Raw genomic sequence first — 25,895 nt, 5'->3', positions numbered from 1 at the left:
GCAAACAATGCAGCAGTTTTGCAGTTGTGTGTTACAAAACTGCTGCGGATTAAATCGGTTATTGTTAGAAACCAACGCTGTTACCACCATCAACTGGCAGCACAACACCGGTAACATATTTAGCGCCATCGCTTGCTAAGTACAACGCTGCTGCACCAATATCTTCCGGTTGACCCATATGGCCCATTGGTGTGCGGTTAAATACTTTTGCTTTACGTTCAGGATCGCTGTTCAATGCTTTTTCCGTCATAGCACTGTAGATAAAACCTGGTGCAATGGCATTTACACGAATACCATTTGGACTAAGCTCAACAGCCATAGCTCTCGTCATACCATCAATAGCGGTTTTACTTGCACTGTAGGCAATTACTTTTGGTAAACCATATTGTGCAGCCATTGAACTGATATTGATGATGCAGCCACTTTTGCGTTTCAACATATCTTTCACCACTTCACGACTGATGCTGAACACAGCAGTTACATTGGTAGTGAGTATACGTTGAAATTCTTCATCTGTTACTTCTTCAAATAATTTCTTTTGATTGATGCCGGCATTGTTCACCAGTATATCGATCTCACCAAACTCTGCAAGAATATTTTCGATCAATGCAGGAATGGTGGAAAGATCACTCAGATCGCATGTTTTATAAAAACCATTTTCACCTAATTCACTTTTTGCTGTTTTTAATTTCTCTTCATCACGACCTACAATGATGGTTTTAATATCGTTTGCAGTAAATGCTTTTGCTATTGCCAGTCCAAGACCCGAACCGCCGCCTGTTACAATAGCTAACTTTTGTTTGTTGCTCATAATTCAAATATTAGTTTATACTGCAAGTTAGTTGCCCGGCGCAAACGGGAAACGTAAACTTTTATAATAGTCCAATGTTTTATCGGGCTGTTCGTAATTCGAAGGAATTGGTTGTTTTGAAAACGTTTGGAAGTAAAGCAAACATGCATTGCGCCACCATTTTGCTTCTTCCAGTTGAACGTTGAGTAACATGCTCACTGCTTTAAATCGTTCGGCATCTACTTTTGTTGCTTGCTTTTGCCATTCACGCTGCATCCATTTCACACTATCGACTCCGGCATTGTATTGATGGCACAACTCATTCCATAAACTACGACCGCTTTTCATTTTATAATTCCATGATGCATGATGAAACCACAACAAATATTTTTCATCAGCTGTTGCAATGTTTTCCCATTGCTTTCTTGCATCAGGTTGATATTGCTCAATGGCTTTGCTGCCTGTTGAAGTACGATTGAAACCAATACCAACACTATCAGCTTTGTGATAATAAACAGGATTCCATTCAGGACGGTTGAGATTGCTTACCCATGGTGCAGGACCATAATGATGACCTGTGCCCATGATATGATGTAAGCCAAGCGGATTCATATAATCTACCATGATCTCCCTGCTGTTGAGCATGATCTGTTTAGTTGATTGTACAAACGATGCATCGTTACTGAATGTCATACGCAACCATTCATCAGCAATTGTATCACTTGATAAATTGTAATCCCACGCAAGTCTTCCTAACGCATACCAGTTTGCCTGCGCCATTGGATGGCCGCACCAATTGATATCGCTGCCGATGTTCGCAACACCTGTCATGCCATTGAGTGAATGATTATCTAAACTTCCATCGATCACTTTTGCTACAGTGCTGTTCTTGCTTTTAGAATATGTATCACTGTCTAAAACTTCTTTAAACAACGGCGCAAGAAAAACCCAGTTGGTTGCCTGCCCTGTATATTCCTGTGTTACCTGGAACTCCATCATCAACGGTGTTTTAGGCATTGCTCCAAACAACGGATGAAAAGGTTCACGTGGCATAAAATCAATAGCACCATTCTTCACCTGCACCATTACATTGGGTTCAAATTTTCCATCAAGCGGAACAAAATCATCGTATGCCTGTTTGTGACGGTCAACCGGATTCTCGGCTGCATACACAAATGCACGCCAGATAATAATGCCTTTGTGCGACGCCAATGCTTTTGCCATCATGTTAGCACCATCGGCATGTGTACGTTTATAATCCTGCGGACCAGGTTGACCTTCACTATTTGCTTTAACAACGAAGCCGCCAAAGTCAGGAATGAACGAATAGATCTCTTTTACTTTTTCATTCCACCATTGCTGTACAGCATTATCTAAGGGATCAGCTGTTTTTAATTTACCTAATTCAATGGGTGCACTAAAACGAGCTGTTAGAAATACTTTGATGCCATAAGGTCGAAATGCATCCGCCAATGCTTTTACTTTTTCGAGATAGTTTGCTGTAAGGATGGTTGCGTTTGCATTTACATTGGTTAATGCCACTGCATTAATACCAATCGATGCATTTGCTCTTGCGTAATCGATATAACGTTGATCGATGTAACCGGGCAAACGATGCCAGTCCCAGATCGATTCGCCTGCATAACCACGTTCAACCGAACGATCCAGATTATCCCAATGATTCAGCATCCGTAGTTTTAGTTTTGGTACAGATACAATGTTGAGGTTTGTTATTGGTTGATTAGTTTGCAGTAAACGGAGGTAATGAAACACACCATACAGCACCGCTACATCGGTATTGCCGGTAATAAATGTTTTGCCGGGTTTTGCTTTGATGATGAAACCATCTTCACCAAGTTTCTTCAGTTCATCTTTTGTTGCGAGCGATGAAAGTATGTTTGTTGCGTCTGCTTTTCCAATGATCAATGTATTAGAAGAACTGATGGAAGAAGCAAGCCTATAGTTGGTTCCCATTAATCCTTTTAAGGCAGTGCTTAATTCTGCACGAATGATCGATGTCGTAGGTGAGGAGCCAAGTACAACGGGTGAAGCAAGTTGTTGTTTGTATTGTTGAAGCAATGATGTGTTACTGATCTTTGTATATCGTAACCACAACTCATAGCCGGTTTCAGCTTGTACAAAAGTGCAGGCAATCAATAAAAGTAGCAATACGTTTAATCTCTTCATGTAAGTGATCGTTACAGCATCATCCCTTTCTTACAGATGATTTGCGGATAATTAAATCTGATTTTACAATAATGGTGTTTGTCTGGGTGATGTTCACTTCACCTTTCAGGTGTGCAATTAAGTTACGGGCAGCAATTTCGCCGATATCAATACCGGGATAATTCACAGTAGTTAATTGTGGCTCTACAATTTTACTGATGGCATCGTTATTGAAACCAACAATGGCAATATCTTCCGGAATGCGGATGCCATGTTCTTTTAATGTTTGCATGCACACAGCAGCCGAAAAATCATTGGTGATAAATGCTGCATCAGGCATTGGTTTCATTTCGAGAATCTGTTCTGCAGCTTCACGACCACATTTTTCACTTAGATCCTTTATGAGTACGAGATTTTCATCAAATGCAATTCCGTTATCAAACAAAGCATCTTTGTATCCTTTAAAACGCTGGGCATATACGTTTCTGCTGAGGTTGGCAGTTACGATCACAATGCGCTTGCTTCCCTGCTCAATTAAATGTTGTGTTGCCTGGTAACCATTCTTATAGTTGTCGATCACCACTTTTGCATTGTCAGAATTCTCTTCAACACGATCAAAGAAGATAACGGGAATCTTTTTATCAAAGAATGGCTGAAAATGATCAAGCCCTTTTGTATCAAAAGCCAATGACGCAATAATACCATCAACACGTTTATGAAACAAGTTGAGAACGTTGGCCGTTTCCTTTTTAAAGCTTTCCGACGAGTGCGTAATAATAAGATCGTAACCCGCTTCGGTACTGATCTTTTCAATACCTGCCAGTACAGAAGTAATAAAGTTACTGTTCAATTCATGTACAATAATGCCAATAGTGTTTGTCTTTTGTTTGCGAAGATTGCTGGCAAAATTGTTATGGCGGTAACCCATTTCTTTTGCTGCATCCTGAATTTTCTTTTTGGTGTTTTTATTAATCGCCGGATGATCCTGTAAAGCACGACTTACTGTTGCTGTCGAAAGGTCCAGCAACTGTGCAATGTCGTAAATGGTTACTTCTTTTTTCTCTTTCATTTTACTTCTGCTTTATACACTGCCTGTTAATACAGCCGGCAGGCATGAATAATATTTTGTCCTTAATAATTCTGGGCTCTGGCAAATGTATAGTGCAAGGCGTCATTTTTCGTCCTGATTTATACAGCACCGGATTATCAATACAAATATTTAAAAGCCGAGTGGAATCATTTTTTGAAAAGAAACGGAGCCTTACCTGTCTGTCAACCTGATTAACCCTTCCGGATGCATCAGAATCCGTAAATCGGCAATCTGGACTCGAAAAAGCGGAGTAATGGTTCATATTACCTGACAAGCTTCGTTTAAAAGCCTAAGGTAAAGGTTTTTTCTAAAAAAATGTAATCGGTTGCATTTTTTTATTCGAGTAAGCATTTTGTCGAAATACAGCATGAACGAAAGACAAAAAACCGGAAGGGATTTACAATTTCACTCAGAAAAATACTATAATGCATTGATAATAAATTTCAAGTGTTCTATTTAAAGCGATAGTGAAATCAGCAGATAAATCAGGGTTTAATCTCTGGCAAGAGTGTTTTTAGCTTATTTTAGTGCAACCGATTGCAAATACCGCTTAAGCGACAGGTCCAAGAGTTTAAAAAGCGGTTTGCATTTTGCAATGAGAGTAAGTTTTAAAATGAACGGAGCTTTTTAAGCGACTTTAAACTTTATTATTTCAACAGCTGCGTACAAACTACAGATGAATAAGCTGGGTGTTTGTGCTTTGTACAATAGCTTTACTAAAATTTAAATTATGTTGATGCATCAAACCATGCGTTGGTACGGCCGGCATGATCCTGTAAGTTTAGCAGATATTCGTCAGGCTGGTTGTGCCGGTGTTGTTACCGCACTTCATCATATTCCTGTTGGCGACATCTGGACATCGGATGAAATTCTTTTGCGAAAGAAAATGATCGAAGATGCGGGTATGACCTGGACGGTAATTGAAAGCTTGCCTGTAAGTGATGACATAAAACGTCAGTCGGGCAATTATCTCTACCATATCGAGAACTATAAAGCAAGTTTACGTAACATAGCTGCCTGTGGATTAAAAGTGGTAACGTATAACTTTATGCCGGTGCTTGATTGGTTACGTACAAACGTGTACTATAAGTTAGAAGATGGAAGTACCGCATTATATTTTAACCGCATTGATTATGTTGTCTTCGATCTGTTTTTATTAAAGCGTCCGGAGGCCGATGCTGAGTATGCTGTAGAAGAAATTGTAAAGGCAAAGGAGCGGTTTAATGCAATGAGTGAAGAAGAGCGTGCATTCTTATTTAATAATATGATGTTGGGTTTACCCGGCAGCGACGATGCATTTACTCCCGGGCAGGTGTTATCGGAATTGCAGAAGTACCAGGGTATTGATGCAGCTAAACTCAAAGAGCATTTGTTTTATTTTTTGAAAGAGGTAGTTCCTGTTGCAGAAGAGTATGGTTTAAAGATGGCCATTCATCCCGATGATCCGCCATATCCCGTTCTTGGCTTGCCACGAATTATGAGTACGGAAAAAGATGCTGCCGATTTAATTGAAGCAGTACCATCTCCTGCAAATGGATTATGCTTTTGTACAGGATCGTTTGGTGCACGGGCCGATAACAATGTACCGGCTATGCTTAGGCGCTTTGGCGATCAAGTTCATTTTCTTCACCTGCGCAATACCAAGCGTGATGCCGAAGGTAATTTCTTTGAAGCCGATCACTTAACAGGCGATACAGATATGTTTGAGGTAATTAAAGAAGTGCTGGCTATACAGCATCGAAGAAATATTTCATTGCCAATGCGTCCCGATCATGGTCATCAGATGCTCGATGATCTTAAGAAAAAAACATATCCCGGGTATTCAGCTATTGGTCGTTTAAAAGGCTTAGCCGAATTGAGAGGAACAGAATATGCATTGCATAAAATGCTGTATGAATAAGCTTGAATAAAAAAGCCGGAAATTTCTTCCGGCTTTTTTACTATTCCTGTGCAGTATGCTTTATTAATTTTTTCTCATCGAGCACCTTTGTTTTCTTTCCATCAGTAACAATTGCTTTTTCTTCCATCAACTCATTCATAATTCTAAAAAGTGATTCGTAGGTTGTACCGGTGTACGAAGCAAGATCCTGGCGGCTGATTGAAAGATTGATATAGCCGCTGCTGTCTTTTCCGAATTTATTCAGCAGATAGAGCAATGCATTGGCAATACGTCCTTTTACATTCATGTGTGCAAGATTACGCATACGCTTTTCTGACTCTTTTAACTCTGCTGCAAAAAACATCAATAGATTATATTGAAAGTCGGGATTGGTACGTAGTGTGCTGTTAAAGAAGGAGAGGTCAATATAGCAAACATCGGTAGGCTCCATTGCTGTTCCTGAAACAGGATAAAATGCATCATCACCCAAGCCACGATGCCCCACAATATCACCATCTTTCGCTATACGAAGGATCAGTTCTTTTTCATTTCCCCAACGCTTGTGCACTTTAACCAGGCCTTTCGAAATAAAATACATTCCTTCTACTTCTTCGCCTTCGGTAAATAATTGCTCACCCTTTTTAAAGTGAAAGCTTTTACGGTTTACATCAAGCGCAGGAAGCCAATCGTGTTGGCATTGTTTGCACATGGTACAGCTTTTCAAATCACAGTTCTTCTTATTTTGCTTCATGGCTCATTTACGATTTTTTGCTGCTGCAAAGTAACAGCAAACAAGGTTTGGGTACGTTATAAAGATTGCCTGGGCTGTAATTGGCCTTTTGTTTGTTCCTCTACAGCTGTGCGTACAAGTGAAGGATGAAGCTTTACCACATCGCCAACCACAATAATGGCAGGGTTGCTCATGTTTTCATTTTCTGCTTTAAAGAAAATATCTTTTACAGAACCTGTGATCATTTTTTCCTCTTTTGTTGTTCCGTTTTGGATAATGGCAACAGCTGTATCGGCTTTGCCATAACTGCTGAAAATATCCATAATGGCTTCCAGTTTGCTCATGGCCATTAATATAATAACAGTGGCGCTCGATTGTGCGGCAAGTTGTATATCATTTGAAATCTCACCCGAACGGGTAGTGCCGGTGGTTACCCAAAAGCTTTCATTGATACCACGGCAGGTGAGGGGTATCATTTGTGCAGCAGGTACAGCAAGAGCACTTGATATTCCCGGAACGAGTTCTACCTGCATGCCTGCAGCTCTTGCTGTTTCAATTTCTTCCTGTGCACGGCCAAATACAAAAGGGTCGCCGCCCTTCAACCGAACGATGGTATTGTATTTCTGGCTGTATTCTACAATAAGTGTATTGATCTCTTCCTGCGACAGGGCATGGCAACCGTAGCGCTTGCCTACAAATTGCGTTATGCAGCTGGCTTTAGCATAAGCCAGCAATTCTTCATTAGCCAAAGCATCGTATAAAATCACATCGGCTTGCTTCAACTGACGTATAGCTTTTATTGTAATAAGTTCCGGATCGCCTGGTCCGGCACCTATAAGTATCAGTTTTCTCATAATTTAATAAATTAAAATAAAATATATTTGATTGAAATCATGAAATTCTTTCTAAAATTAGAAAAAACTGACTAATTTCATGACATAAATCATTCAAAAGATGTTTTTAAAAGTGTGAAAATATTTTAAACATCATATGTAATGAATTTTAATACGATTGCTTGCTACCATTATTGTCTACACTTAAAACAGTAACGATATGAAAGTGGTAGTAATAGGAAATGGCATGGTGGGTTACAAGTTTTGCGAAAAGCTTGTAAAAAAGAACACAGCCGGTAATATCTCCATCGTGGTTTTTGGAGAAGAAGTAAGACCTGCTTACGACAGGGTTCATCTGAGTGAGTATTTCGCCGGCAAGTCGGCCGACGACCTTTCCCTCGCCCCCAAAGAATGGTATAGTGAAAATGGCATAGTGTTGCATCTTTCCGATCCTGTTGTTTCAATTGACAGGGAAGCGAAAACTGTTTTCTCTCATGCAGGTGTTACCGAAAGTTACGATTACCTGGTGCTTGCAACCGGTTCGGCTGCATTTGTTCCCCCCATTCCCGGTGTTGAAAAAGAAGGTGTGTTCATTTATCGTACAATCGAAGATCTGGAACTCATGACCGACTGGGCTAAGAAGTCGAAAAAAGGTGCGGTGATCGGTGGTGGTTTGCTGGGTCTGGAAGCGGCAAAAGCAATGCTCGATCTTGGTGTAACCGATACACAGGTAATTGAGTTTGCTCCACGTTTAATGCCCCGCCAGATTGATGATGCGGGTTCAAGATTATTACAATCTAAATTGGAAGACCTCGGTCTTACGATTCATACATCAAAAAATACAACTGCTATTAATGGTAATGATGCTATTACAAGCATGAGTTTTTCTGATGATTCTTCTTTCGATGTTGATATGCTGGTGATCTCTGCCGGTATTAAACCAAGAGATGAGCTCGCAAAAAATGCAGCATTGGAAGTTGGTCCACGTGGAGGAATTACCGTTAACGATCACTTGCAAACATCCGACCCTTTCATTTTTGCTATTGGCGAGTGTGCTTTACATAAAGGAATGATCTATGGCCTTGTTGCTCCCGGTTATGAAATGGCCGATGTGGTAGTAACAAAATTAACAGGCGGCGAAAAATCATTTACCGGTTTTGACATGAGCACCAAATTAAAATTGATTGGTGTGGATGTTGCCAGCTTTGGTGATCCGTTTGTTAGTGGTGATGGTATTAAAAGTATTGTGTTTGATGACAGCGTGAAAGGTGTGTACAAACGTATTAATGTAAGTGCCGATGGCAAAGAATTGCTGGGTGGAATTTTGGTAGGTGATGCAGAGCAGTACAATATGTTATTGCAAACATGCAAGAACAAAGTGGTGTTACCTCCCAATACAGAAGATGTAATTCTTGGTGCAAGAGGCGGTGAAGGCGATGGTGGTGCTGGTGTTACAAGCTTGCCCGATGATGCAGTGATCTGCAGTTGCGAAGCAGTAACCAAAGGTGATATCTGCGGTGCTGTGCAAATGGGCTATGAAACTGTTGATGGTATTAAGAAATGTACCAAAGCAGGAACAGGTTGTGGTGGTTGTGTACCAATGGTGAAAGACCTGATGGTACATACAATGAAAGCAGCAGGTAAAGTTGTGCGTAATGTATTGTGCGAACATTTTGATTACAGCCGCCAGGAGTTGTTTGATCTGATTAAGTTGAACGATTTGCGTACATACGATGAAGTATTGACGAAGCTTGGTAAAGGTGATGGTTGTGAATTGTGTAAGCCTCCTGTTTCATCGATCCTAGCAAGTTTGTGGAACGAAGTGATCCTGAAAAAAGGAAATGATACGGCACAGGATAGTAATGATCGTTTCCTTGCAAACATTCAAAAAGGTGGTACTTATTCTGTAGTGCCCCGTATTCCCGGCGGAGAAATTACGCCTGAAAAATTAATTGTGATCGGACAGGTTGCAAAGAAGTACAATCTCTACACTAAGATCACCGGTGGTCAGCGTATCGATTTGTTTGGTGCACACCTCAGCGATCTGCCAAATATCTGGGAAGAATTAATTGAAGCAGGTTTTGAAAGCGGACATGCATACGGTAAAAGTTTGCGTACAGTAAAAAGCTGTGTGGGTAGTACCTGGTGTCGTTTCGGGTTACACGACAGTGTAAGTTTTGCCATTAAAGTAGAAGAGCGCTACCGTGGTTTGCGTGCGCCACATAAATTAAAAGGTGGTGTAAGTGGTTGTATCCGTGAATGTGCAGAAGCACAAAGCAAAGACTTTGGCATCATCGCTACAGAAAAAGGTTGGAACCTGTATGTATGTGGCAACGGTGGTAGTAAACCGCAACATGCATTGCTGCTTGCATCAGATATTGATGAAGAAACATGCTTGAAATATCTCGATCGCTTCCTGATGTTCTATGTAAAAACTGCCGATCCGTTAACACGTACAGCTACATGGTTAAATAAAATGGAAGGTGGCATCGATTACCTGCGTTCAGTGGTGGTGCACGATGCGTTGGGCATGAATGCAGAATGGGAAGCGGCGATGGAAAGCCATGTAAACTCTTATGAGTGCGAATGGAAAGCGGCTATTGAAACACCTGAGTTACGCAAACGCTTTAATCACTTTGTAAATGCACCGGAAGAAAAAGATCCAACGGTTGTATTTGATCCTATGCGTGAACAGAAGCGTGCAAAAGAGTGGAAATAATTTTTGGTTTTGAATAAGTACGATTGCTGCCATATTAAAAAAGTTCTTCTAACCTTGGAATCATACTTCTAACGATTTTGTTTGATTGCTTTTAGGCCCAATGGCCAATTTTCTGCGATTGCCACCATATAAAAAAAGGTAATGCGGCTGTTCATTTTCATGCGTTCTCTACAACAGCTTTTATAAATCCTTTAAGTACTAAATATATGATCGCAGAAAAAACAATTACCTGGTTTGCCGCCTGCAGTGTAACCGATGTTCCTGCAAACGGTGGTGTGTGTGTGAAATACAACGACACACAAATTGCACTTTTCCATTTTACAAGAAGAGATGAGTGGTATGCCACACAAAACGAATGCCCGCATCGCATGCAAATGGCATTAAGCCGTGGTATGATCGGTACACAAAACGATGAACCGAAAGTTGCCTGTCCTTTTCACAAAAAAACGTTTTCACTGGTTACAGGCGAATGCCTGAGTGGCGATGAATGCGCTATTAAAACCTACGAAGTAAAAGTGGAAGAAGGGATTGTGTATATCGGTATCGAAGATTAATACAATAACATTTGTTTCACCAAAACCATATTGTGCATGAAGAGATAAAAGAACTATTACTCAGCATAGCTGAAAAAAATAGCCCGGCAGATGGCAGTCTAACCGGGCCGTATGATTCCAGGATTTCTCACCTTAAAATCGACCAAAATTAACATGAAAAATTTTAAAACAATACGAATAATCTTTTTAAGTGTAACCATGTTCACTTATTGCTCAGTAAAAGCTCAGATTACATTAACAGGCCAGCTGCGTACACGTACAGAAGTGCGCAATGGTTTAGGTAACCTTGTATTAAAAGGTGCAAAGCCTGCAGCATTTACTTCGCAACGTACACGTTTGAACTTTGGTTACAAATGGGACAGGTTAACATTTGGTGTTTCATTACAGGATGTTCGTGTTTGGGGACAAGATGCTTCTACTATCAGTAATGCAGATGGCAACCGCTTTATGTTGCATGAAGGTTGGGCCGATCTCACACTCTTCAACAGTGCCGATACAACCATTAAAGCAAAGGGCATTGATCTGATGAGCCTCAAAGTTGGGCGCCAGGAATTAATTTATGATGATGTTCGTTTAATTGGCAACTTAGATTGGTTACAGCAGGCTCGCCGTCATGATATGGCTTTGCTGAAAACCGTACACAAAGGATGGCAGATCGACATTGGTTATGCCTTCAATCAAAACACAGATGCATTTGGCTATACCGGAACAGGATACGTTCCATCCAATGTACCTGCGTATGTAAAAAATTCTTTAGGAACATTGGTTCCAACTCCTGCAGGCTTATTGCCAATGGCATCGGCAGGTAGTGCTGCAAACAACAGCAGCAAAACAGGTACACCGGTATGGATGAATCCTCCTACAACAAACGGTGGTAACCAGGATTATAAGTCTTTTACAAGTTTGTACATCAGCAAAAAGATCAAACAAACAAAATTCTCTGCTCTTTTCTTCAACGACAATTTCGGAAAATATAAACTCGATTCTGTAGGATCGGATGCAACAGGTTATGTATTTGGCCGTCGCTTTGTTGCGGCAAGCGCTGCTGATCCGTTCAATTATAAAGGAACCAATCAACGTTTCACTTATGGTTTAATGTTGAATCAAACAATTGGTAACGCATCAGGTTTTGGCAAGATCGCTTTCCAGGGCGCTTTCTATGCACAAAGCGGAAAGAACCGTGATGGTGTAAAAATGAAAAATGCTTATCACTACGCTGTTTCTGCAACTTATCAAAAAGGAAAGGTCAGTGTTACTCCCGGCTATGAGTTCTTAAGTGGTAACGATGCAACAACTGCAACAGATGAAAAATTCGATCCATTATATGGTACACCACACCGCCACTGGGGTTATATGGATTATTTCTATGTAGGAACAGGTTCACCAGCCGGTGGATTAAAGAATCCCTATTTCAAAGTGAAATACACCGGTACAACGTTGACAGCTGGTGTTGATTTCCATTTGTTCTCTATTGATAAGGATATGAAGAAAGCCGATGGTTCTTTCATTGGTAAAGATCTTGGTAATGAACTTGATTTTCAGTTGAACTACAACATGAACAAGTTTACAAATATTGAGTTGGGTTATTCAATCATGAATGCATCAAAAAGTATGGCTATTGCAAAAGGCCAGGCAACAACGGATGCAGCCGCTGCCAATTACAGAACAACAGGAAACTGGTTCTATGCTATGATCCGTTTTTCGCCTGATTTCTTTTACACGAAACCGGTAGCTATTAAGCAGTAAATGAAAAGTGAAACTGAATGAACATTGATTGATCACACTTAAAACATTAAACAATGAAACTCTCAATAAAAAAAATAACGCTTTTATCAGCAATGGCCTTATTGCTTACCGGCATTTTCGCTTTTAAGCTTTCAACGCCTTCACGTAAAATAAAACTGGGGTTTATTCCTCTTACCGATTGCGCACCACTGGTAGCGGCAAAAGAACTCGGACTTTTTGCGAAGTATGGAGTGGATGTGGAACTTGAAAAACAAGCATCATGGGCAGTAGTTAGAGATAAATTATTAAATGGTGAATTGGATGGTGCTCATTGCTTATTCTCAATGCCGCTTTCTGTTTATACAGGCGTAGGTGGTAAAGCAGGATCTGAAATGAAAATTGCAATGGTGCTGAACAATAACGGACAAGCCATCACTTTATCAAAAGATTTTTGCGGACAGGTTGGTTTTAAACAAGTGAACAAAGCTGCAGCAGGAGTAAAGGCTGTGCAAAGTCGTAAGGAAGTAACATTTGCGCAAACATTCCCAGGCGGCACACACGATATCTGGTTACGTTACTGGATGAGTGCTGCAGGTATCAATCAAAAATCTGTCGGCATCATTACCATTCCTCCTCCGCAAATGGTTGCCAACATGCGTGTTGATAACATGGAAGGTTATTGCGTGGGTGAACCATGGAATGGTGTTGCTGCAGCACAAAACGTAGGCTTCACACATATTGCTTCACAGGATCTCTGGAAAAATCATCCTGAAAAAGCATTGGTTGTAAACTCAGCATTTGCTGCAGGTAATAAAGAAGATCTGAAGAAAGTGATGAAAGCAATTATTGAAGCTTGCAAATGGTTAGATAATATGGGTAACCGTGCAAAGGTTGCTTCATGGCTTTCAAAACCAAATTATGTAAATGCCCCTGTACAGGTTCTTGAAGCAAGACTAAAAGGTTCGTACGATCTGGGTTGCGAATTAGGTGTACAGAAATACAAAGATGATTACATGACCTTTTACAACAATGGTATTGTAAACACACCAAAGAAATCGTACGCTCATTGGTTTCTTGCACAGTATGTACGCTTTGGTTATTTAAAAGCAGAACCGAATTACAAAGCCATTGCAGAGAAGTTGATTCTTGATGATCTTTTTGCAGAAGTGGCGAAAGAAATGGGAGTGCCCGTACAACCGGATATGCAGCCTATCAAAACAAATTTTGATGTGGTATTCGATCCAAACAATGTGAGCGCATACCTGAAGACAACAAAACATTAATTCGTGAATAGTGAATGGTGAATAGTGAGTGAGGGTTGTAATGAAACGGTTTTATTCACTATTGACCATTCACTATTGACAATAAAATAATTACGATGAAAAAAATATTCTCAGTTAACACGCTTCTTTCTGCTCTCTATTTTATTGGAGGGTTGGCGTTGATGGGCGGTATATGGGAATTAATTGCAGCCATCACAAAACACGAAATTCCCACGCCTGCTATGACATGGGATGTGTTTAAAGAGGTGATGCAAAATCCCATGCAGAACGATCCTGATTATAAAGGCATCGGTGTAAAATTGTTAAGCTCACTCAGTCGTGTAGGTATTGGTTTTGGCTTTGGTAGTTTAATCGCCATTCCAATTGGGTTGATCATGGGATCAAGTAAGATCACTATGAACATCATTAATCCAATGGTGCAGATCCTTCGTCCTGTATCGCCGCTTGCATGGTTTCCGTTGGGTCTTGCAATTTTCCAGGATTCACCACAGGCAAGCATCTTTATGATCTTCATTTGTTCGTTGTGGCCAACGCTTATCAATACAGCATTTGGTGTGTCGCATATTCCGCAGGATCATAAAAATGTTGGAAAAGCATTTGGCTTCTCCCGTTGGAAATACATCACAAAAATTGTGTTGCCTTATACATTCCCGCACATATTAACCGGTTTGCGTTTGTCGATTGGTGTTGCCTGGATGGTGATCGTTGCCGGCGAAATGTTATCGGGAGGTATGGGGCTTGGTTATTTTGTTTGGGAAGAAGGATTTAACGGAGGCAGTGTTGCAAAGATCCTGGTAGCGATCATCATCATTGGTATTGTTGGTTTGTTACTCGACAGAATTTTTATGACACTGCAAAAGCGTTTCAGTTTTGCAGGATAAAATAAAACACATGTTTATGAATAAGAAAAATATAACAACAGCTTTACTGGTAGCAGTGGTAGTTGGTTCTGTTCTGAACATCATAAACAGTTACGATGTGTTTGCGGAAGGAAGGTTTACCGGTAAGAATGTGATGCGGATCATGCTTACCTACATTACACCGTTTTGTGTGTCGTTGTATTCAGCAATAAAAGCTGCAAAACAAAAAGCAGGATAACACAAACGAAATTTTAAATTCTTAACTGAACAGTTATGACAACAACATTAGAACTAAGTCCACGGGTGGTTGAAATAAATGCAGCAGCTGAACCTGCTGAACAAAAAAGCATTGAAATAAACAATGTAACAGTAAGTTTCAAAACACCAACAGGTGTGTACACTGCTGTAAAAGAAATTTCACTCGAGGTAAAAAAGGGTGAGATCATTGCATTGATCGGTCACTCAGGTTGTGGTAAATCAACATTAATGGGAACTATCAGCGGCATGGTGCAACCTACAAGCGGTGAAGTAAAAGCAAATGGAAACGTGGTAACGAAACCAGGCCCCGACAGAGGCATTGTTTTTCAAAACTACTCTTTGCTTCCGTGGTTGAGTGTGTACAGCAATATCTACGAAGCTGTTGACGCAGCTTTGAAAGATAAAACAGCAGCAGAGAAAAAAGCATTGGTAGAAAAGAATCTGAAGATGGTAAATCTCTGGTCGCACAAAGACAAATTGCCGGGTCAGTTATCGGGTGGTATGAAACAGCGTGTGGCCATTGCAAGAGCATTTGCTATCAACCCAAGCATCTTGTTACTCGATGAACCATTTGGAGCATTGGATGCTTTAACAAAAAGCAATATGCACGTGGAGCTGTTGAAATTATGGAACCTCGATAACAGGGAAAAAACAATTGTGATCGTTACACATGATGTGGAAGAAGCCATCTTCTTAAGCGATCGTGTAGTGGTTATGAACAATGGTCCTGCTGCAACCATCAAGGAAATTGTGGATGTGCCTCTGCCAAGACCACGTAACAAAAAAGAAATTGTACACGATGAGTGTTACATGGCAATACACGACAAACTGTTAAGTCTTCTTATTGACAAATTTTCGATTAACGATATACACTAAAACATTTAACACTTAAAATCTATCTCATGCAGGAAAAGTCGTTACAACAACCATTAACCAAGCTCAATATTTTTTCGTTGAGTGGTGTGCAAATGAAAACCTTCCATGTTACATGGCTTACATTCTTTGTTTGCTTTTTTGGATGGTTTGGTCTTGCTCCATTGATGCCTACTATTAAAGAAGATCTGCATTTAGATAAATCACAGATCGGCAATATTATTATCGCATCAGTGTCAGGTACCATCATTGCACGTTTGCTCATTGGTAAGTTGTGCGACACATGGGGCCCACGTAAAACCTACACAACGTTGTTGCTCATTGGTGCAATACCGGTAATGTGTGTTGGTTTAGCACAATCCTATACATCGTTCCTGCTGTTCCGTTTAGCTATCAGTATCATCGGAGCATCATTCGTTATTACACAGTTTCATACATCCATGATGTTTGCACCAAACATTAAAGGAACCGCAAACGCTGTTGCTGGTGGTTGGGGTAACCTTGGTGGTGGCGTTACCAACATGGTAATGCCGGTGATCTTTGCTGCTATTGTTGGTTTTGGTTATACAAAAGCAGAAGCATGGCGTTATGCAATGATCGTTCCGGGTGTAATGATGTTGATCGCAGCATTTCTGTATTTCCGTTATACAAAAGATACACCTGCCGGTAACTACGATGAAATTGAACGTGAAGTAAAAGTAAAAGGCAAAACAGATTACAGCGTGCTGAAAGATTGGAGGGTGTGGGCACTGGCATTGGCGTATGCAGTTTGTTTTGGTATGGAAATTACATTCGACAATATTGCTGCATTGCACTTTGTACAGGAGTTTAAATTAAGCCAGGGCAGTGCGGGTTTCTGGGCCGGTGTATTTGGTTTCATGAACATTTTTGCACGTGCACTCGGTGGCATCTTTGCAGATAAAGTAGGCAAGAAATATGGTATGCGTGGTAAAGGTTTATTGCTTGCTTCGGTATTGTTGCTTGAAGGTGCAGGTTTGATCTTGTTTGCGCAAGCTGGTTCTTTTGGTATGGCCATTGTATCAATGATCTCTTTTGCACTCTTCTTAAAAATGGCCAATGGTGCAACATATGCTATCACCCCGTTTGTAAATGAAAAGAATGTTGGTTTGGTAAGTGGTATTGTTGGTGCAGGCGGTAATGTGGGTGGCATGTTGTTTGGTTTTCTCTTTAAAAGCAAAAGCATTACATACGTTGAAGCGTTTGGTTATATCGGTATGATCGTTATTGGCGTATCGTTACTGGTATTGGTAACACGTTTTACAAAGAAAGAAAAAGCTGCAGAGTTGGAAGTGGCGTTGGAAAATGCAGCCTGATGATGAACGATTGCTTGCTAATAAAAATTTACTGTGAAGGAAACGAATGAACATACTATGGATTTAAACAGCTACGGAAGCAATGCTGCCAACCTCACCACCTGTTGTTACTGTGGAGTAGGTTGTGGTATTGTTACAAGCAAGGATAAGCTCGGACGTTTGCATGTGGAAGGTGATAAGAACCATCCTGTGAACAAAGGAATGCTTTGCAGTAAAGGGATGAACCTGCATTACACGGTGAATGATCGTACAGATCGTTTGCTGTACCCGGAAATGCGTTATAACCGAAATCAACCCCGTCAACGTGTTACATGGGATGCCGCATTGGAACGTACCGCAAAAGTATTTGCTACACTCATTGAAAAGTATGGTCCTGATTCTGTTGCCTTCTATGCATCGGGACAATGTTTAACGGAAGAGTATTACGTCATCAATAAACTCATCAAAGGATTCATTGGCAGTAATAACATCGATACCAATTCACGCCTTTGCATGAGCAGTGCAGTTGTTGGTTACAAGTTGAGTTTGGGAGAAGACAGTGTGCCGGTAAGTTATGATGATCTTGAACTGGCGGATGTCATTTTTGTAGCAGGTGCAAATCCTGCCTGGTGCCATCCTATTTTGTGGAGAAGAGTAGAAGCAGCACGTGAAAAGAATCCTGATCTGAAAATTATTGTCAGCGATCCTCGTAAAACACAAACCTGCTCGCTTGCCAATGTGCATCTGCAATTGAATCCCGGTACCGATGTAACACTGCATCATGCAATCGGTAGAGTGTTGATCGAAGATGGAAAGATCGATAACGATTTCATCAGCAATCATGCAGAGGGTTTTGAAAAATACCGGACTACTGTATTTGAACGCACCGTTGCAGAAGCTGCAATTGTTTGTGGTGTTGCAGAAAAAGATATTCGTTTAGCTGCTTCATATATCGGCAATGCGAAAGGTTTTATTACCATGTGGACGATGGGCCTTAATCAAAGTGTGATTGGTGTAAACAAAAATCTTTCGCTCATCAACTTAAATTTAATTACCGGACATATTGGAAAACCCGGCTCCGGTCCGTTATCATTAACCGGTCAACCCAACGCAATGGGCGGAAGAGAAGTTGGAGGTTTATCAAACTTATTACCTGCTCATCGTGATCTGCTGAACCCTGAACACCGTGCTGCTGTTGAACAATTCTGGGGCGTTGCTCCCGGAACAATTGCAGCAAAACCTGGTCTTACTGCTACAGAAATGTTTGAAGCGTTAAACGATGGACGCTTGAAAGCGATCTGGATCCTTTGCACCAATCCGCTCATCAGTTTACCTGATGTGCGTGCTGCAGAAGAAGGATTGAAGAAAGCAAAGTTTGTAGTGGTACAGGATGTTAGTAACAGACCCGAGACGATCAGGTACGCAGATGTGGTGTTACCTGCTGCTGCATGGACTGAGAAAGAAGGTACGATGACGAATGCAGAGCGCCGCATCAGCTACTTGAATAAAATTATAGATGCACCGGGAGAAGCATTGCCCGATGCAGAGATCATTTGTCGCTTTGCAAAAAAGATGGGCTACAATGGTTTTGATTATAACAGCTTCGCTGAAATTTTTGCAGAACATGCTGCACTTACTGCAGGTACGAATGTTGATATGAGTGGATTGAGTTATGAGATTTTGAAAGAGAAGCGTACTGTGCAGTGGCCTTATCCGAAAGATGCTGAGGGATATGGTACACAACGATTGTTTACCGACAAGAAATTTTATACAGCTTCTAAAAAAGCCATCATCCATTCGTTTAGCGACGAAAATCAATCTGAAAAATTATCGCCTGATTTTCCATTGATCTTAACCACCGGTCGCATAAGGGATCAGTGGCATACGATGAGCAAAACAGGAAAAGTAAATAAACTCAAACAACATATTTCTGAATCGTTTTTAGAAATTCATCCCGATGATGCAGAGAAACGTTCCATTAAAGAAAATGATGTTGTAGAAATTTTTAATGGCAGAGGAAACGTAAGAGTGAAAGCAAAATTCACCACCGATATTAAGAAAGGTGTTGTGTTTCTGCCGATGCATTGGGGTAAAGTGCTCAACAGCGATCTGAACCGTGCAAACAATCTTACCAATAATTTGGTGGATCCAAAAAGTAAAGAGCCTGATTTCAAGTTTTCTGCTGTTGAAGTAAAACTGTACAAGAAAGCCAAACAAAAGATCATTGTGGTTGGTGCGGGTGCTGGCGCCTGTGGTTTTGTTCGCAGCTATCGCATGATCAATACCGATGATGAAATTGAAATTTTCAGCAAAGAAGATTTTCCGTTTTACAATCGTGTATTGTTGCCCGATTATATCAGCGGTACGTTACCGTGGCAGAGTTTAATTAAGATGAGTGATGCAGAAGAGTATGATTACAACATTAAACTGCATCGTGGTGTAAGCATCAACGAAATAAACCGTGAACAAAAAACGGTAACAGACAGCAAAGGCAATACGCATCACTACGATGTGTTGTTGTTGGCAACAGGTAGCCGTGCAGCCATGTTGCGTGATGTGCCTGCTATGCAGGGCATCTTTACCATGCGCAGCAGAACTGATGCAGATAATTTCAAGTATCATGTTGATCCGGCGAAGGGTAAAGTAGTGATTGTTGGTGGCGGTTTGCTGGGTATCGAGTTAGCCGCATCATTGCGTGAAGTGGGAGTGGAAGTAACCATCATTCAACGTATCTCCCGTTTAATGGATCGTCAGCTCGATCCGTTGGGCAGCCAGTTGTTGCATGAGGAGTTAACGGATAAAGGAGTTGATATTTATTACAACGATGAGATCGAACGTTTCCTCGGCGATACAACCGTTACAGGTATTCGTTTAAAGAGTGGTTTAATGATCGATTGCCAGGCAATTGTAATCGCTATTGGTACAGTACCCAATATTGAAATTGTAAAAGCAGCAGGGATCGATTGTAAACGTGGTGTTGTGGTGGATGAATACCTGCAAACAAGTGATCCCTCAGTGTTTGCCATTGGTGAAATAGCTGAGTTCAAAGGATTCCTGTATGGCATTACTGCAGCAGCCGAACAACAGGCAGAAGTAGTTGCAAGATATTTGTGTGGCGATATATCAAACTATTATTCCGGTTCCTTGCTCATGAATATTTTGAAAATGCATGGCACAGAACTTTGTTCATTGGGCGAAGTGGAATGTCCGGATGATCCTGCTTATGAAGAAGTGGTGTTTATTGACAAAGCCAAACGTTATTACAAAAAATGTATCATTCATAATGATCGGTTGATCGGTGCTATCCTGATTGGTGATAAGAGTGAGTTCCTCGAATACCGCAACCTCATTGAACAAAAAATGGAGTTGAGCGAAAAACGTTTACAACTCTTACGTTCGGGTAAAGCACCGGAACCTGTTATTGGTAAACTGGTGTGCAGTTGCAACAATGTAGGCGAAGGAAATCTCATCAATAAAATAAAAGAAGGTTGTAAAGATCATTTACAGTTGTGCCAGCTTTCGGGAGCAGGTATGGGTTGCGGCAGTTGCCGGCCGGAAGTGAAAGCAATACTGGAAGCCAACCTTCAGACAAACGTAAAGGAAACTGCAATGGCAGATAAATAAAGTAACCCCAACGGTGGCTCAAAAAGCCCCGTTGACGGTTGCTTCATAAAAAGAAAGTAAACATGAGTAACAGTTCTACCATAAAGATCAATTTCCGTGGCGGTATTATTTCGCCCGGCGATCTGTACAATACATTGGTGGCTTGTACAAAAGTGGGTATCCGTCATGTAAGCTTTGGTTTACGTCAGCAGTTACTCATTACTGTAAGTATTGAGAACAGGGAAGCATTGCTGAGCGAACTTGATCTGATCGATATTGTTTATGAAACAGGCAACGATCGGCATCCGAACATCGTGAGTTCTTATCCTGCAGAAGAAATTTTCATCAACAACACATGGCTCAGCGAAGGTGTGTACAAAGATATTTTTGATGGCATCGATTATCAACCAACATTAAAAATAAATGTGAGCGACAGCAACCAGAGTTTTACACCGATGCTTACGGGTAATATCAACTGGGTGGCTGCAAAAGATGCTGCACATTTCTGGCATCTGTTTATCCGTTTTCCAAAGACCAATAATATTTACGAATGGTCGCAGCTTGTTTATACCAATGATGTAGCAAAAGTTTCAAAGGAAATTGAAGAGATCATCATCAATCACCGTGAGCGTTTTTCTGATAACACAGAAGCACAGGGCGAAACATTGATGAAGCTGGTGCACACCGATAAATACATTACAAAGCCGGCAGATAAAACAGTGCAGTTGCCAACGTTCAATCTTCCTTACTACGAAGGATTCAACCGCTACAACAATAATAAATACTGGATGGGAGTGTACCGCAGAGATGAATTGTTCAGCGTTGATTTTCTGAAAGAGGTGAGTAAGCTTTGCTTGGAAACCAAGATCGGGCAATTATGTTCTACACCATGGAAAAGTATTATTGTAAAAGGGATTGATGAAAAAGATAAAGCGAAATGGAGTTTGTTGCTTGATAAGTACCAGGTGAATGTGCGTCATGCTGCAAACGAATTGAATTTCCAGGTGGAAGATGATTGCAGTGAAGGGCTGGCATTGAAAAACTACCTTGTTAAACAACTCAATAATGAAGACATCAGAACCTTTGGTCTTTGCATCGGTATTAAAACAAGAAGCAAGAGCGAAGTGTTCAGCAGCATACTCGTAAAACGTAAACCATTATTCAGATTATTCGGCTGGGAGTTTTTGTATGTGTATGATGTGCTTTGCGCAAACGAGTTCAACCCAAATGAACGCACAGGTTATGTGTTCAGCAGTAACAATCCAAAGTTTTTATTGTCTGAACAGTTACGCCGTTCCATCAGTGCATTTTATCAGCATCTCGAAGGCAAACAGGCAAAGGTTGAAAAAGTAGTAGCGCCAAGAAAAGAAACCGATAAAAAACCGGTAACAGCATATGTGCATCAATGCAGCGACTGTTTAACTGTGTATGACGAAACAGTGGGAGAGCCTGAGAACAATATTGCAGCAGGCGTAAAGTTTGAAGCATTGCCTGCAGATTACTGTTGCCCGTTGTGCGATGCAGGGAAAGAAACATTTGTAAAAGTGGAGAAAGCCTTGCTCGGTTTACAAACCGTTTAATTCGGCATGTGCATTAAAGTTGCGGAAGTATTGTTTTTGGTCCTCCTTCACAGGTATGCTGTAAACAGATAAATGATCGAGCATAAATTTCATGCTGTGGCGTGTAAGCTCACCTCTTTGGCGCATCTCATCAATCGTTAATAATCCTTTTGCAACATAAATCGCACACAATGGTTCATGCTCACCATCATTATCAAACAGGTAAGCATCATAACCGGGATTGTCGAGATGATATTGATAAAGTTCTTTGAGTAAAGCCGGTTCCATTAACGGAAGATCACAAGCCAGTACCATCAAGTCCTGATCGGGCAAATAAAGGTGTGCACTTAATACACCCAACAAAGGGCCGTGTAATGCAAGTGATGCAGCATCTGCAATTAGGTCATCTTTTGCAAACACTTCTGCATAATCTGCAAATTGTTGATTGTTGACAGAAATTTTTACAGGCAACTGCAAGGCTGCAATTTTATCAACTGCAGTTTGTGCCCATGTATTTGCTTCAAGTTTCAGCAGGCCCTTATCTGTACCCATACGGGTACTTTGTCCGCCGCAGAGTATAATGCCTGTCATAAAATAAGTTTAGAGTGAACTTTGGTGATGTGGTTTGGTGTCGGCATGCCCAAGACTTTTACCCGGACTAACAATATCTCTCACCACCTGTTTCAGTTCTTTGATCTCGGGGAAGCCGCCATAAGTTTTACGGTTGAAAATTTCTTTACCGTCAATGGAAATATGAAAATCGCCGCTTACTTCACTTGGTTGCAGTGTAACGCCTTTCAATTCATTTTCGAACGTTGTTAGTAATTCCTGGGCAATGTATGCAGAACGTAAAAGCCAATGACATTTGGGGCAGTATTCAATGGTAATAACGGGTTTCATGTGTGATCGTTTATTGTGAAGGATTAATAAGCACTATAAAATTACTGTTATTTTACCCGGTTAAAAATTATTCTTTGCGGTAAAAAGCAAAACGGCAGGCGTTTGCAAATGCTGTAATTTTAGGCATGCTTTCTATCAGTCGTTTACATGTATATCCTGTTAAGTCGTTGGGCGGTATTGAACTTAGTTCAGCTAAACTAACCGACCGTGGAATTGAACATGATCGCCGATGGATGCTCGTGGGAGAAGATAATCGCTTTTTAACCCAACGGGAGTTTCCAAAACTGGCTTTGCTGCGTACAGCCATGCATGAAAATGAATTGATCATATCGGAAAAAGGAAATGATGCGGAAAAGATCAATCTGCAATTATACCCAACCGGGAGCGATTTGGTAAGTGTACAGATTTGGGATGATGTGTGTGAAGCAATTGAAATGAGTAAGGAGATCAACGAATGGTTTTCAAATAAACTGAATATGTCCTGCAAGATGGTATATATGCCCGTTGAAAGCAAACGTAAAGTGGATCGTAATTATGCATTGAATAATGAGATCACCGGTTTCTCCGATGCATTCCCTGTGTTGATGATCGGGCAGGCATCATTGAATGATCTCAACAGCAGATTAGAAGTTCCGGTACCGATGAATCGTTTTCGGCCAAACATTGTGTTTACAGGCGGCGATCCGTTTGAGGAAGATACGATGCAGCATTTTCAAATTGGTGGAATTGATTTCTATGCAGTGAAGCCTTGCGCAAGATGCGTGGTAACAACCACCGACCAGGAAACCGGTGCTACTGCAAAAGAACCGTTGAAGACATTGGCCGGGTATCGCACTGCTAATAATAAAGTATATTTCGGGCAGAATATTTTATATAAAAACGAAGGGCAGATTAAAGTGGGAGATGAGTTGAAAGTAGTACAGACAAAAGCAGGGTTGCAATTACAATAGTGCGTCATTCAGATTGCTTCGCCAAACAACAAGTCTCGCAATGACGATTAAAAAAAGATAAATGTTGATCGACAAATATAACAGGGTACATAATTATTTACGGATATCGTTAGCCGATAACTGTAACCTGCGTTGTTTTTATTGTATGCCCGAAGAAGAATATGATTTCACGCCATCATCACAATTAATGAAGGCAGATGAAATTGAATCGCTGGCGAAAACATTTGTACAGCTGGGTGTAAACAAGATCCGTTTAACAGGTGGCGAACCGTTGGTACGTAAAGATGCAGCGGATATTATCCGTCGGCTGGGCAAACTACCCGTTAAGCTCACCATCACTACCAATGGTACACGACTGCATGAGTTTGTGGATGTACTGGAAGAAGCCGGTGTGCGTTCGCTCAACATCAGTTTGGATACCTTACAGGCCGATACGTTCAAACATATCACCAGAAGAGATCAGTTTCAAACGGTACTCAACAATATCAACTTACTCATCAGCCGCAACTTTCATGTAAAAGTAAATGTGGTGGTGATGAAAGGATTGAACGATGGTGAGATCAACGATTTTATTGCATGGACAAAAGACACACCTGTGCATGTTCGCTTCATTGAGTTTATGCCTTTCAGCGGTAACAAATGGACGAGCAACAAAGTGTTTACCCTGCAACAGATCTTACAGGTGGTGGAGCAACAATGTTCTTTTCTTCCCTTAAAGAATGAAGAACACGATACGGCCAAAGGTTATATTGTTCCGGGTCATGCAGGAACGTTTGCTGTTATCAGCACCATGAGTGCGCCGTTCTGCAGCACCTGCAACCGTATGCGTTTAACCGCAGATGGTAAAATGAAGAACTGCCTGTTTGCTGAAAACGAAATGGATCTGTTAACTGCATTACGTAATGGAGAAGATGTAACCCAACTCATACAACAAAACATTGCTTCCAAAGCCAAAGAACTGGGCGGACAATTCACTGCCGACTTCGAACACATCAATGCCGAAACCATTCATAACAGGAGTATGATCGGGATTGGAGGATAGGAGAAGTACGAAGTAAGAAGTAAGCCACATCTGACGGTTCATCGGAACGAAACCAGAAAATAGTTCAATCCTGTTTGTAAACCTGCTGTAAATAAATTCCCACTGTTGTAAAGCCGTTCTCATTTCATAAACCATAGTTGCCGCTTAGCAAAATCTTCATCTTACTGCGGCAGCCAAAGCCTTAATATTGGTAGCTTAGTCTGTAAGCTGTACACCGGTTGTGCAGAAAACAAGAAGATCTTTCCAAAAACAAGGGAAATCAAAACTCCTTTGCTAACTTTCATTAAAGTATTCCGCTATGGCAGCAATCAATTTAAATGTAAACGGTAAAACAGTAACGGTTGATGTAGATCCCGCAACACCGGTATTATGGGTGTTGAGAGATCATTTAAATCTTGTAGGTACAAAATTCGGTTGCGGCATGGCGCAATGCGGTGCATGCACCATTCATTTAAACGGCAATGCCGTACGTTCCTGCACCTTGCCCGTTTCTGCTGTTAAAAACAACGCCATTGTTACCATTGAAGGTATCAGTGAAACAGGCGATCATCCATTGCAACAGGCATGGGAAGAGTTGGATGTTTCGCAGTGTGGTTATTGCCAGGCAGGACAGATCATGAGTGCAGCCTCCTTATTAAAACGAAATCCAAAACCAACCGATAAGGATATTGATAATGCGATGTCGGGAAACATCTGCAGGTGCGGTACGCATGTACGCATCCGTAAAGCCATTCATTTAGCAGCCAAAACACAAAGCAAAAAATAATT

The 25,895-nt window shown here is 41.0% G+C and carries 21 protein-coding genes; 14 read left to right on the top strand and 7 right to left on the bottom strand.

Going from position 1 to position 25,895, the window contains the following annotated elements:
• Positions 1-64: 64 nt before the first annotated feature.
• Genes ESA94_RS01630 through ESA94_RS01620 form a run of 3 tightly spaced genes read right to left on the bottom strand, consistent with a single transcriptional unit; the run spans position 65 to position 4,025 of the window.
• Positions 65-811, bottom strand: coding sequence for an SDR family NAD(P)-dependent oxidoreductase (locus ESA94_RS01630; protein WP_129129114.1), 747 nt, complete (start codon positions 809-811; stop codon positions 65-67).
• Positions 812-838: 27 nt separating this feature from the next.
• Positions 839-2,977, bottom strand: a complete 2,139-nt coding sequence (locus ESA94_RS01625; RefSeq protein ID WP_129129113.1) for an alpha-glucuronidase family glycosyl hydrolase — start codon at positions 2,975-2,977, stop codon at positions 839-841.
• 19 nt (positions 2,978-2,996) lie between these two features.
• On the bottom strand, positions 2,997-4,025 hold the full coding sequence (locus ESA94_RS01620; protein ID WP_129129112.1) for a LacI family DNA-binding transcriptional regulator: 1,029 nt from the start codon (positions 4,023-4,025) through the stop codon (positions 2,997-2,999).
• A 751-nt stretch (positions 4,026-4,776) separates the two neighbouring features.
• Between ESA94_RS01620 and uxuA the strand changes: the two genes are divergently transcribed.
• Entirely contained in the window at positions 4,777-5,946 is a 1,170-nt protein-coding gene (uxuA, locus tag ESA94_RS01615) for a mannonate dehydratase (RefSeq protein ID WP_240670956.1), read from the top strand.
• A gap of 40 nt (positions 5,947-5,986) precedes the next feature.
• On the opposite strand, the gene ESA94_RS01610 is transcribed toward uxuA, so the two are convergent.
• A complete protein-coding gene (locus ESA94_RS01610) occupies positions 5,987-6,676 on the bottom strand; it encodes a Crp/Fnr family transcriptional regulator (protein WP_129129110.1) in 690 nt (229 codons plus the stop codon).
• A gap of 56 nt (positions 6,677-6,732) precedes the next feature.
• Positions 6,733-7,509, bottom strand: a complete 777-nt coding sequence (cobA, locus tag ESA94_RS01605; RefSeq protein ID WP_129129109.1) for a uroporphyrinogen-III C-methyltransferase — start codon at positions 7,507-7,509, stop codon at positions 6,733-6,735.
• Between the two features lie 199 nt (positions 7,510-7,708).
• On the opposite strand from cobA, the gene nirB reads away from it, so the two are divergent.
• The 10 genes from nirB (at position 7,709) to ESA94_RS21655 (ending at position 22,256) form a co-directional block, all read left to right on the top strand.
• Positions 7,709-10,207 carry a nitrite reductase large subunit NirB gene (nirB, locus tag ESA94_RS01600; protein WP_129129108.1) on the top strand — a complete coding sequence of 833 codons (2,499 nt, stop codon included), beginning with the start codon at positions 7,709-7,711 and terminating at the stop codon, positions 10,205-10,207.
• 206 nt (positions 10,208-10,413) lie between these two features.
• The gene (nirD, locus tag ESA94_RS01595; RefSeq protein ID WP_129129107.1) at positions 10,414-10,761 is read left to right on the top strand and encodes a nitrite reductase small subunit NirD; all 348 of its coding nucleotides are present in this window, start codon (positions 10,414-10,416) and stop codon (positions 10,759-10,761) included.
• 153 nt (positions 10,762-10,914) lie between these two features.
• A complete protein-coding gene (locus ESA94_RS01590; RefSeq protein ID WP_129129106.1) occupies positions 10,915-12,507 on the top strand; it encodes an alginate export family protein in 1,593 nt (530 codons plus the stop codon).
• Positions 12,508-12,560: 53 nt separating this feature from the next.
• A complete protein-coding gene (locus tag ESA94_RS01585; protein WP_129129105.1) occupies positions 12,561-13,769 on the top strand; it encodes a CmpA/NrtA family ABC transporter substrate-binding protein in 1,209 nt (402 codons plus the stop codon).
• A gap of 95 nt (positions 13,770-13,864) precedes the next feature.
• Entirely contained in the window at positions 13,865-14,650 is a 786-nt protein-coding gene (ntrB, locus tag ESA94_RS01580) for a nitrate ABC transporter permease (protein ID WP_129129104.1), read from the top strand.
• 16 nt (positions 14,651-14,666) lie between these two features.
• Positions 14,667-14,867 (top strand): nitrate/nitrite transporter NrtS, encoded by a 201-nt coding sequence (gene nrtS / locus ESA94_RS01575; protein WP_129129103.1) that lies wholly within the window; start codon positions 14,667-14,669, stop codon positions 14,865-14,867.
• Positions 14,868-14,902: 35 nt separating this feature from the next.
• Positions 14,903-15,763, top strand: coding sequence for an ABC transporter ATP-binding protein (locus ESA94_RS01570; RefSeq protein ID WP_129129102.1), 861 nt, complete (start codon positions 14,903-14,905; stop codon positions 15,761-15,763).
• A gap of 26 nt (positions 15,764-15,789) precedes the next feature.
• Positions 15,790-17,094, top strand: a complete 1,305-nt coding sequence (locus ESA94_RS01565) for a NarK family nitrate/nitrite MFS transporter (RefSeq protein WP_205755890.1) — start codon at positions 15,790-15,792, stop codon at positions 17,092-17,094.
• Between the two features lie 33 nt (positions 17,095-17,127).
• The gene (locus tag ESA94_RS01560) at positions 17,128-20,697 is read left to right on the top strand and encodes a nitrate reductase (RefSeq protein ID WP_240670955.1); all 3,570 of its coding nucleotides are present in this window, start codon (positions 17,128-17,130) and stop codon (positions 20,695-20,697) included.
• A gap of 62 nt (positions 20,698-20,759) precedes the next feature.
• The gene (locus ESA94_RS21655; protein ID WP_129129101.1) at positions 20,760-22,256 is read left to right on the top strand and encodes a rubredoxin; all 1,497 of its coding nucleotides are present in this window, start codon (positions 20,760-20,762) and stop codon (positions 22,254-22,256) included.
• Here ESA94_RS21655 and mobA read toward each other — a convergent pair.
• Positions 22,242-22,826, bottom strand: coding sequence for a molybdenum cofactor guanylyltransferase (mobA, locus tag ESA94_RS01550; RefSeq protein WP_129129100.1), 585 nt, complete (start codon positions 22,824-22,826; stop codon positions 22,242-22,244). The two genes, ESA94_RS21655 and mobA, sit on opposite strands and share 15 nt — an antisense overlap.
• A 9-nt stretch (positions 22,827-22,835) precedes the next feature.
• On the bottom strand, positions 22,836-23,135 hold the full coding sequence (locus ESA94_RS01545; protein WP_129129099.1) for a SelT/SelW/SelH family protein: 300 nt from the start codon (positions 23,133-23,135) through the stop codon (positions 22,836-22,838).
• A gap of 125 nt (positions 23,136-23,260) precedes the next feature.
• Between ESA94_RS01545 and ESA94_RS01540 the strand changes: the two genes are divergently transcribed.
• The 3 genes from ESA94_RS01540 (at position 23,261) to ESA94_RS01530 (ending at position 25,893) form a co-directional block, all read left to right on the top strand.
• Positions 23,261-24,085 carry an MOSC domain-containing protein gene (locus ESA94_RS01540; RefSeq protein ID WP_129129098.1) on the top strand — a complete coding sequence of 275 codons (825 nt, stop codon included), beginning with the start codon at positions 23,261-23,263 and terminating at the stop codon, positions 24,083-24,085.
• Positions 24,086-24,146: 61 nt separating this feature from the next.
• Positions 24,147-25,127 (top strand): GTP 3',8-cyclase MoaA, encoded by a 981-nt coding sequence (gene moaA / locus ESA94_RS01535; protein WP_129129097.1) that lies wholly within the window; start codon positions 24,147-24,149, stop codon positions 25,125-25,127.
• 298 nt (positions 25,128-25,425) lie between these two features.
• Entirely contained in the window at positions 25,426-25,893 is a 468-nt protein-coding gene (locus ESA94_RS01530) for a (2Fe-2S)-binding protein (protein WP_129129096.1), read from the top strand.
• Positions 25,894-25,895 lie beyond the last annotated feature (2 nt).

Source organism: Lacibacter luteus (assembly GCF_004118265.1).
Taxonomy (GTDB): domain Bacteria; phylum Bacteroidota; class Bacteroidia; order Chitinophagales; family Chitinophagaceae; genus Lacibacter; species Lacibacter luteus.
Note: the sequence above shows the minus strand (reverse complement) of the source record. Positions and strands in the feature narration are given on the sequence as shown.

What these genes read in the sequence shown, in the direction of transcription:
- ESA94_RS01630 (WP_129129114.1), bottom strand. Translation starts at nt 811, where the DNA reads ATGAGCAACAAACAAAAGTTAGCTATTGTAACAGGCGGCGGTTCGGGT.
- ESA94_RS01625 (WP_129129113.1), bottom strand. Translation starts at nt 2,977, where the DNA reads ATGAAGAGATTAAACGTATTGCTACTTTTATTGATTGCCTGCACTTTT.
- ESA94_RS01620 (WP_129129112.1), bottom strand. Translation starts at nt 4,025, where the DNA reads ATGAAAGAGAAAAAAGAAGTAACCATTTACGACATTGCACAGTTGCTG.
- uxuA (WP_240670956.1), top strand. Translation starts at nt 4,777, where the DNA reads ATGTTGATGCATCAAACCATGCGTTGGTACGGCCGGCATGATCCTGTA.
- ESA94_RS01610 (WP_129129110.1), bottom strand. Translation starts at nt 6,676, where the DNA reads ATGAAGCAAAATAAGAAGAACTGTGATTTGAAAAGCTGTACCATGTGC.
- cobA (WP_129129109.1), bottom strand. Translation starts at nt 7,509, where the DNA reads ATGAGAAAACTGATACTTATAGGTGCCGGACCAGGCGATCCGGAACTT.
- nirB (WP_129129108.1), top strand. Translation starts at nt 7,709, where the DNA reads ATGAAAGTGGTAGTAATAGGAAATGGCATGGTGGGTTACAAGTTTTGC.
- nirD (WP_129129107.1), top strand. Translation starts at nt 10,414, where the DNA reads ATGATCGCAGAAAAAACAATTACCTGGTTTGCCGCCTGCAGTGTAACC.
- ESA94_RS01590 (WP_129129106.1), top strand. Translation starts at nt 10,915, where the DNA reads ATGAAAAATTTTAAAACAATACGAATAATCTTTTTAAGTGTAACCATG.
- ESA94_RS01585 (WP_129129105.1), top strand. Translation starts at nt 12,561, where the DNA reads ATGAAACTCTCAATAAAAAAAATAACGCTTTTATCAGCAATGGCCTTA.
- ntrB (WP_129129104.1), top strand. Translation starts at nt 13,865, where the DNA reads ATGAAAAAAATATTCTCAGTTAACACGCTTCTTTCTGCTCTCTATTTT.
- nrtS (WP_129129103.1), top strand. Translation starts at nt 14,667, where the DNA reads ATGAATAAGAAAAATATAACAACAGCTTTACTGGTAGCAGTGGTAGTT.
- ESA94_RS01570 (WP_129129102.1), top strand. Translation starts at nt 14,903, where the DNA reads ATGACAACAACATTAGAACTAAGTCCACGGGTGGTTGAAATAAATGCA.
- ESA94_RS01565 (WP_205755890.1), top strand. Translation starts at nt 15,790, where the DNA reads ATGCAGGAAAAGTCGTTACAACAACCATTAACCAAGCTCAATATTTTT.
- ESA94_RS21655 (WP_129129101.1), top strand. Translation starts at nt 20,760, where the DNA reads ATGAGTAACAGTTCTACCATAAAGATCAATTTCCGTGGCGGTATTATT.
- mobA (WP_129129100.1), bottom strand. Translation starts at nt 22,826, where the DNA reads ATGACAGGCATTATACTCTGCGGCGGACAAAGTACCCGTATGGGTACA.
- ESA94_RS01545 (WP_129129099.1), bottom strand. Translation starts at nt 23,135, where the DNA reads ATGAAACCCGTTATTACCATTGAATACTGCCCCAAATGTCATTGGCTT.
- ESA94_RS01540 (WP_129129098.1), top strand. Translation starts at nt 23,261, where the DNA reads ATGCTTTCTATCAGTCGTTTACATGTATATCCTGTTAAGTCGTTGGGC.
- moaA (WP_129129097.1), top strand. Translation starts at nt 24,147, where the DNA reads ATGTTGATCGACAAATATAACAGGGTACATAATTATTTACGGATATCG.
- ESA94_RS01530 (WP_129129096.1), top strand. Translation starts at nt 25,426, where the DNA reads ATGGCAGCAATCAATTTAAATGTAAACGGTAAAACAGTAACGGTTGAT.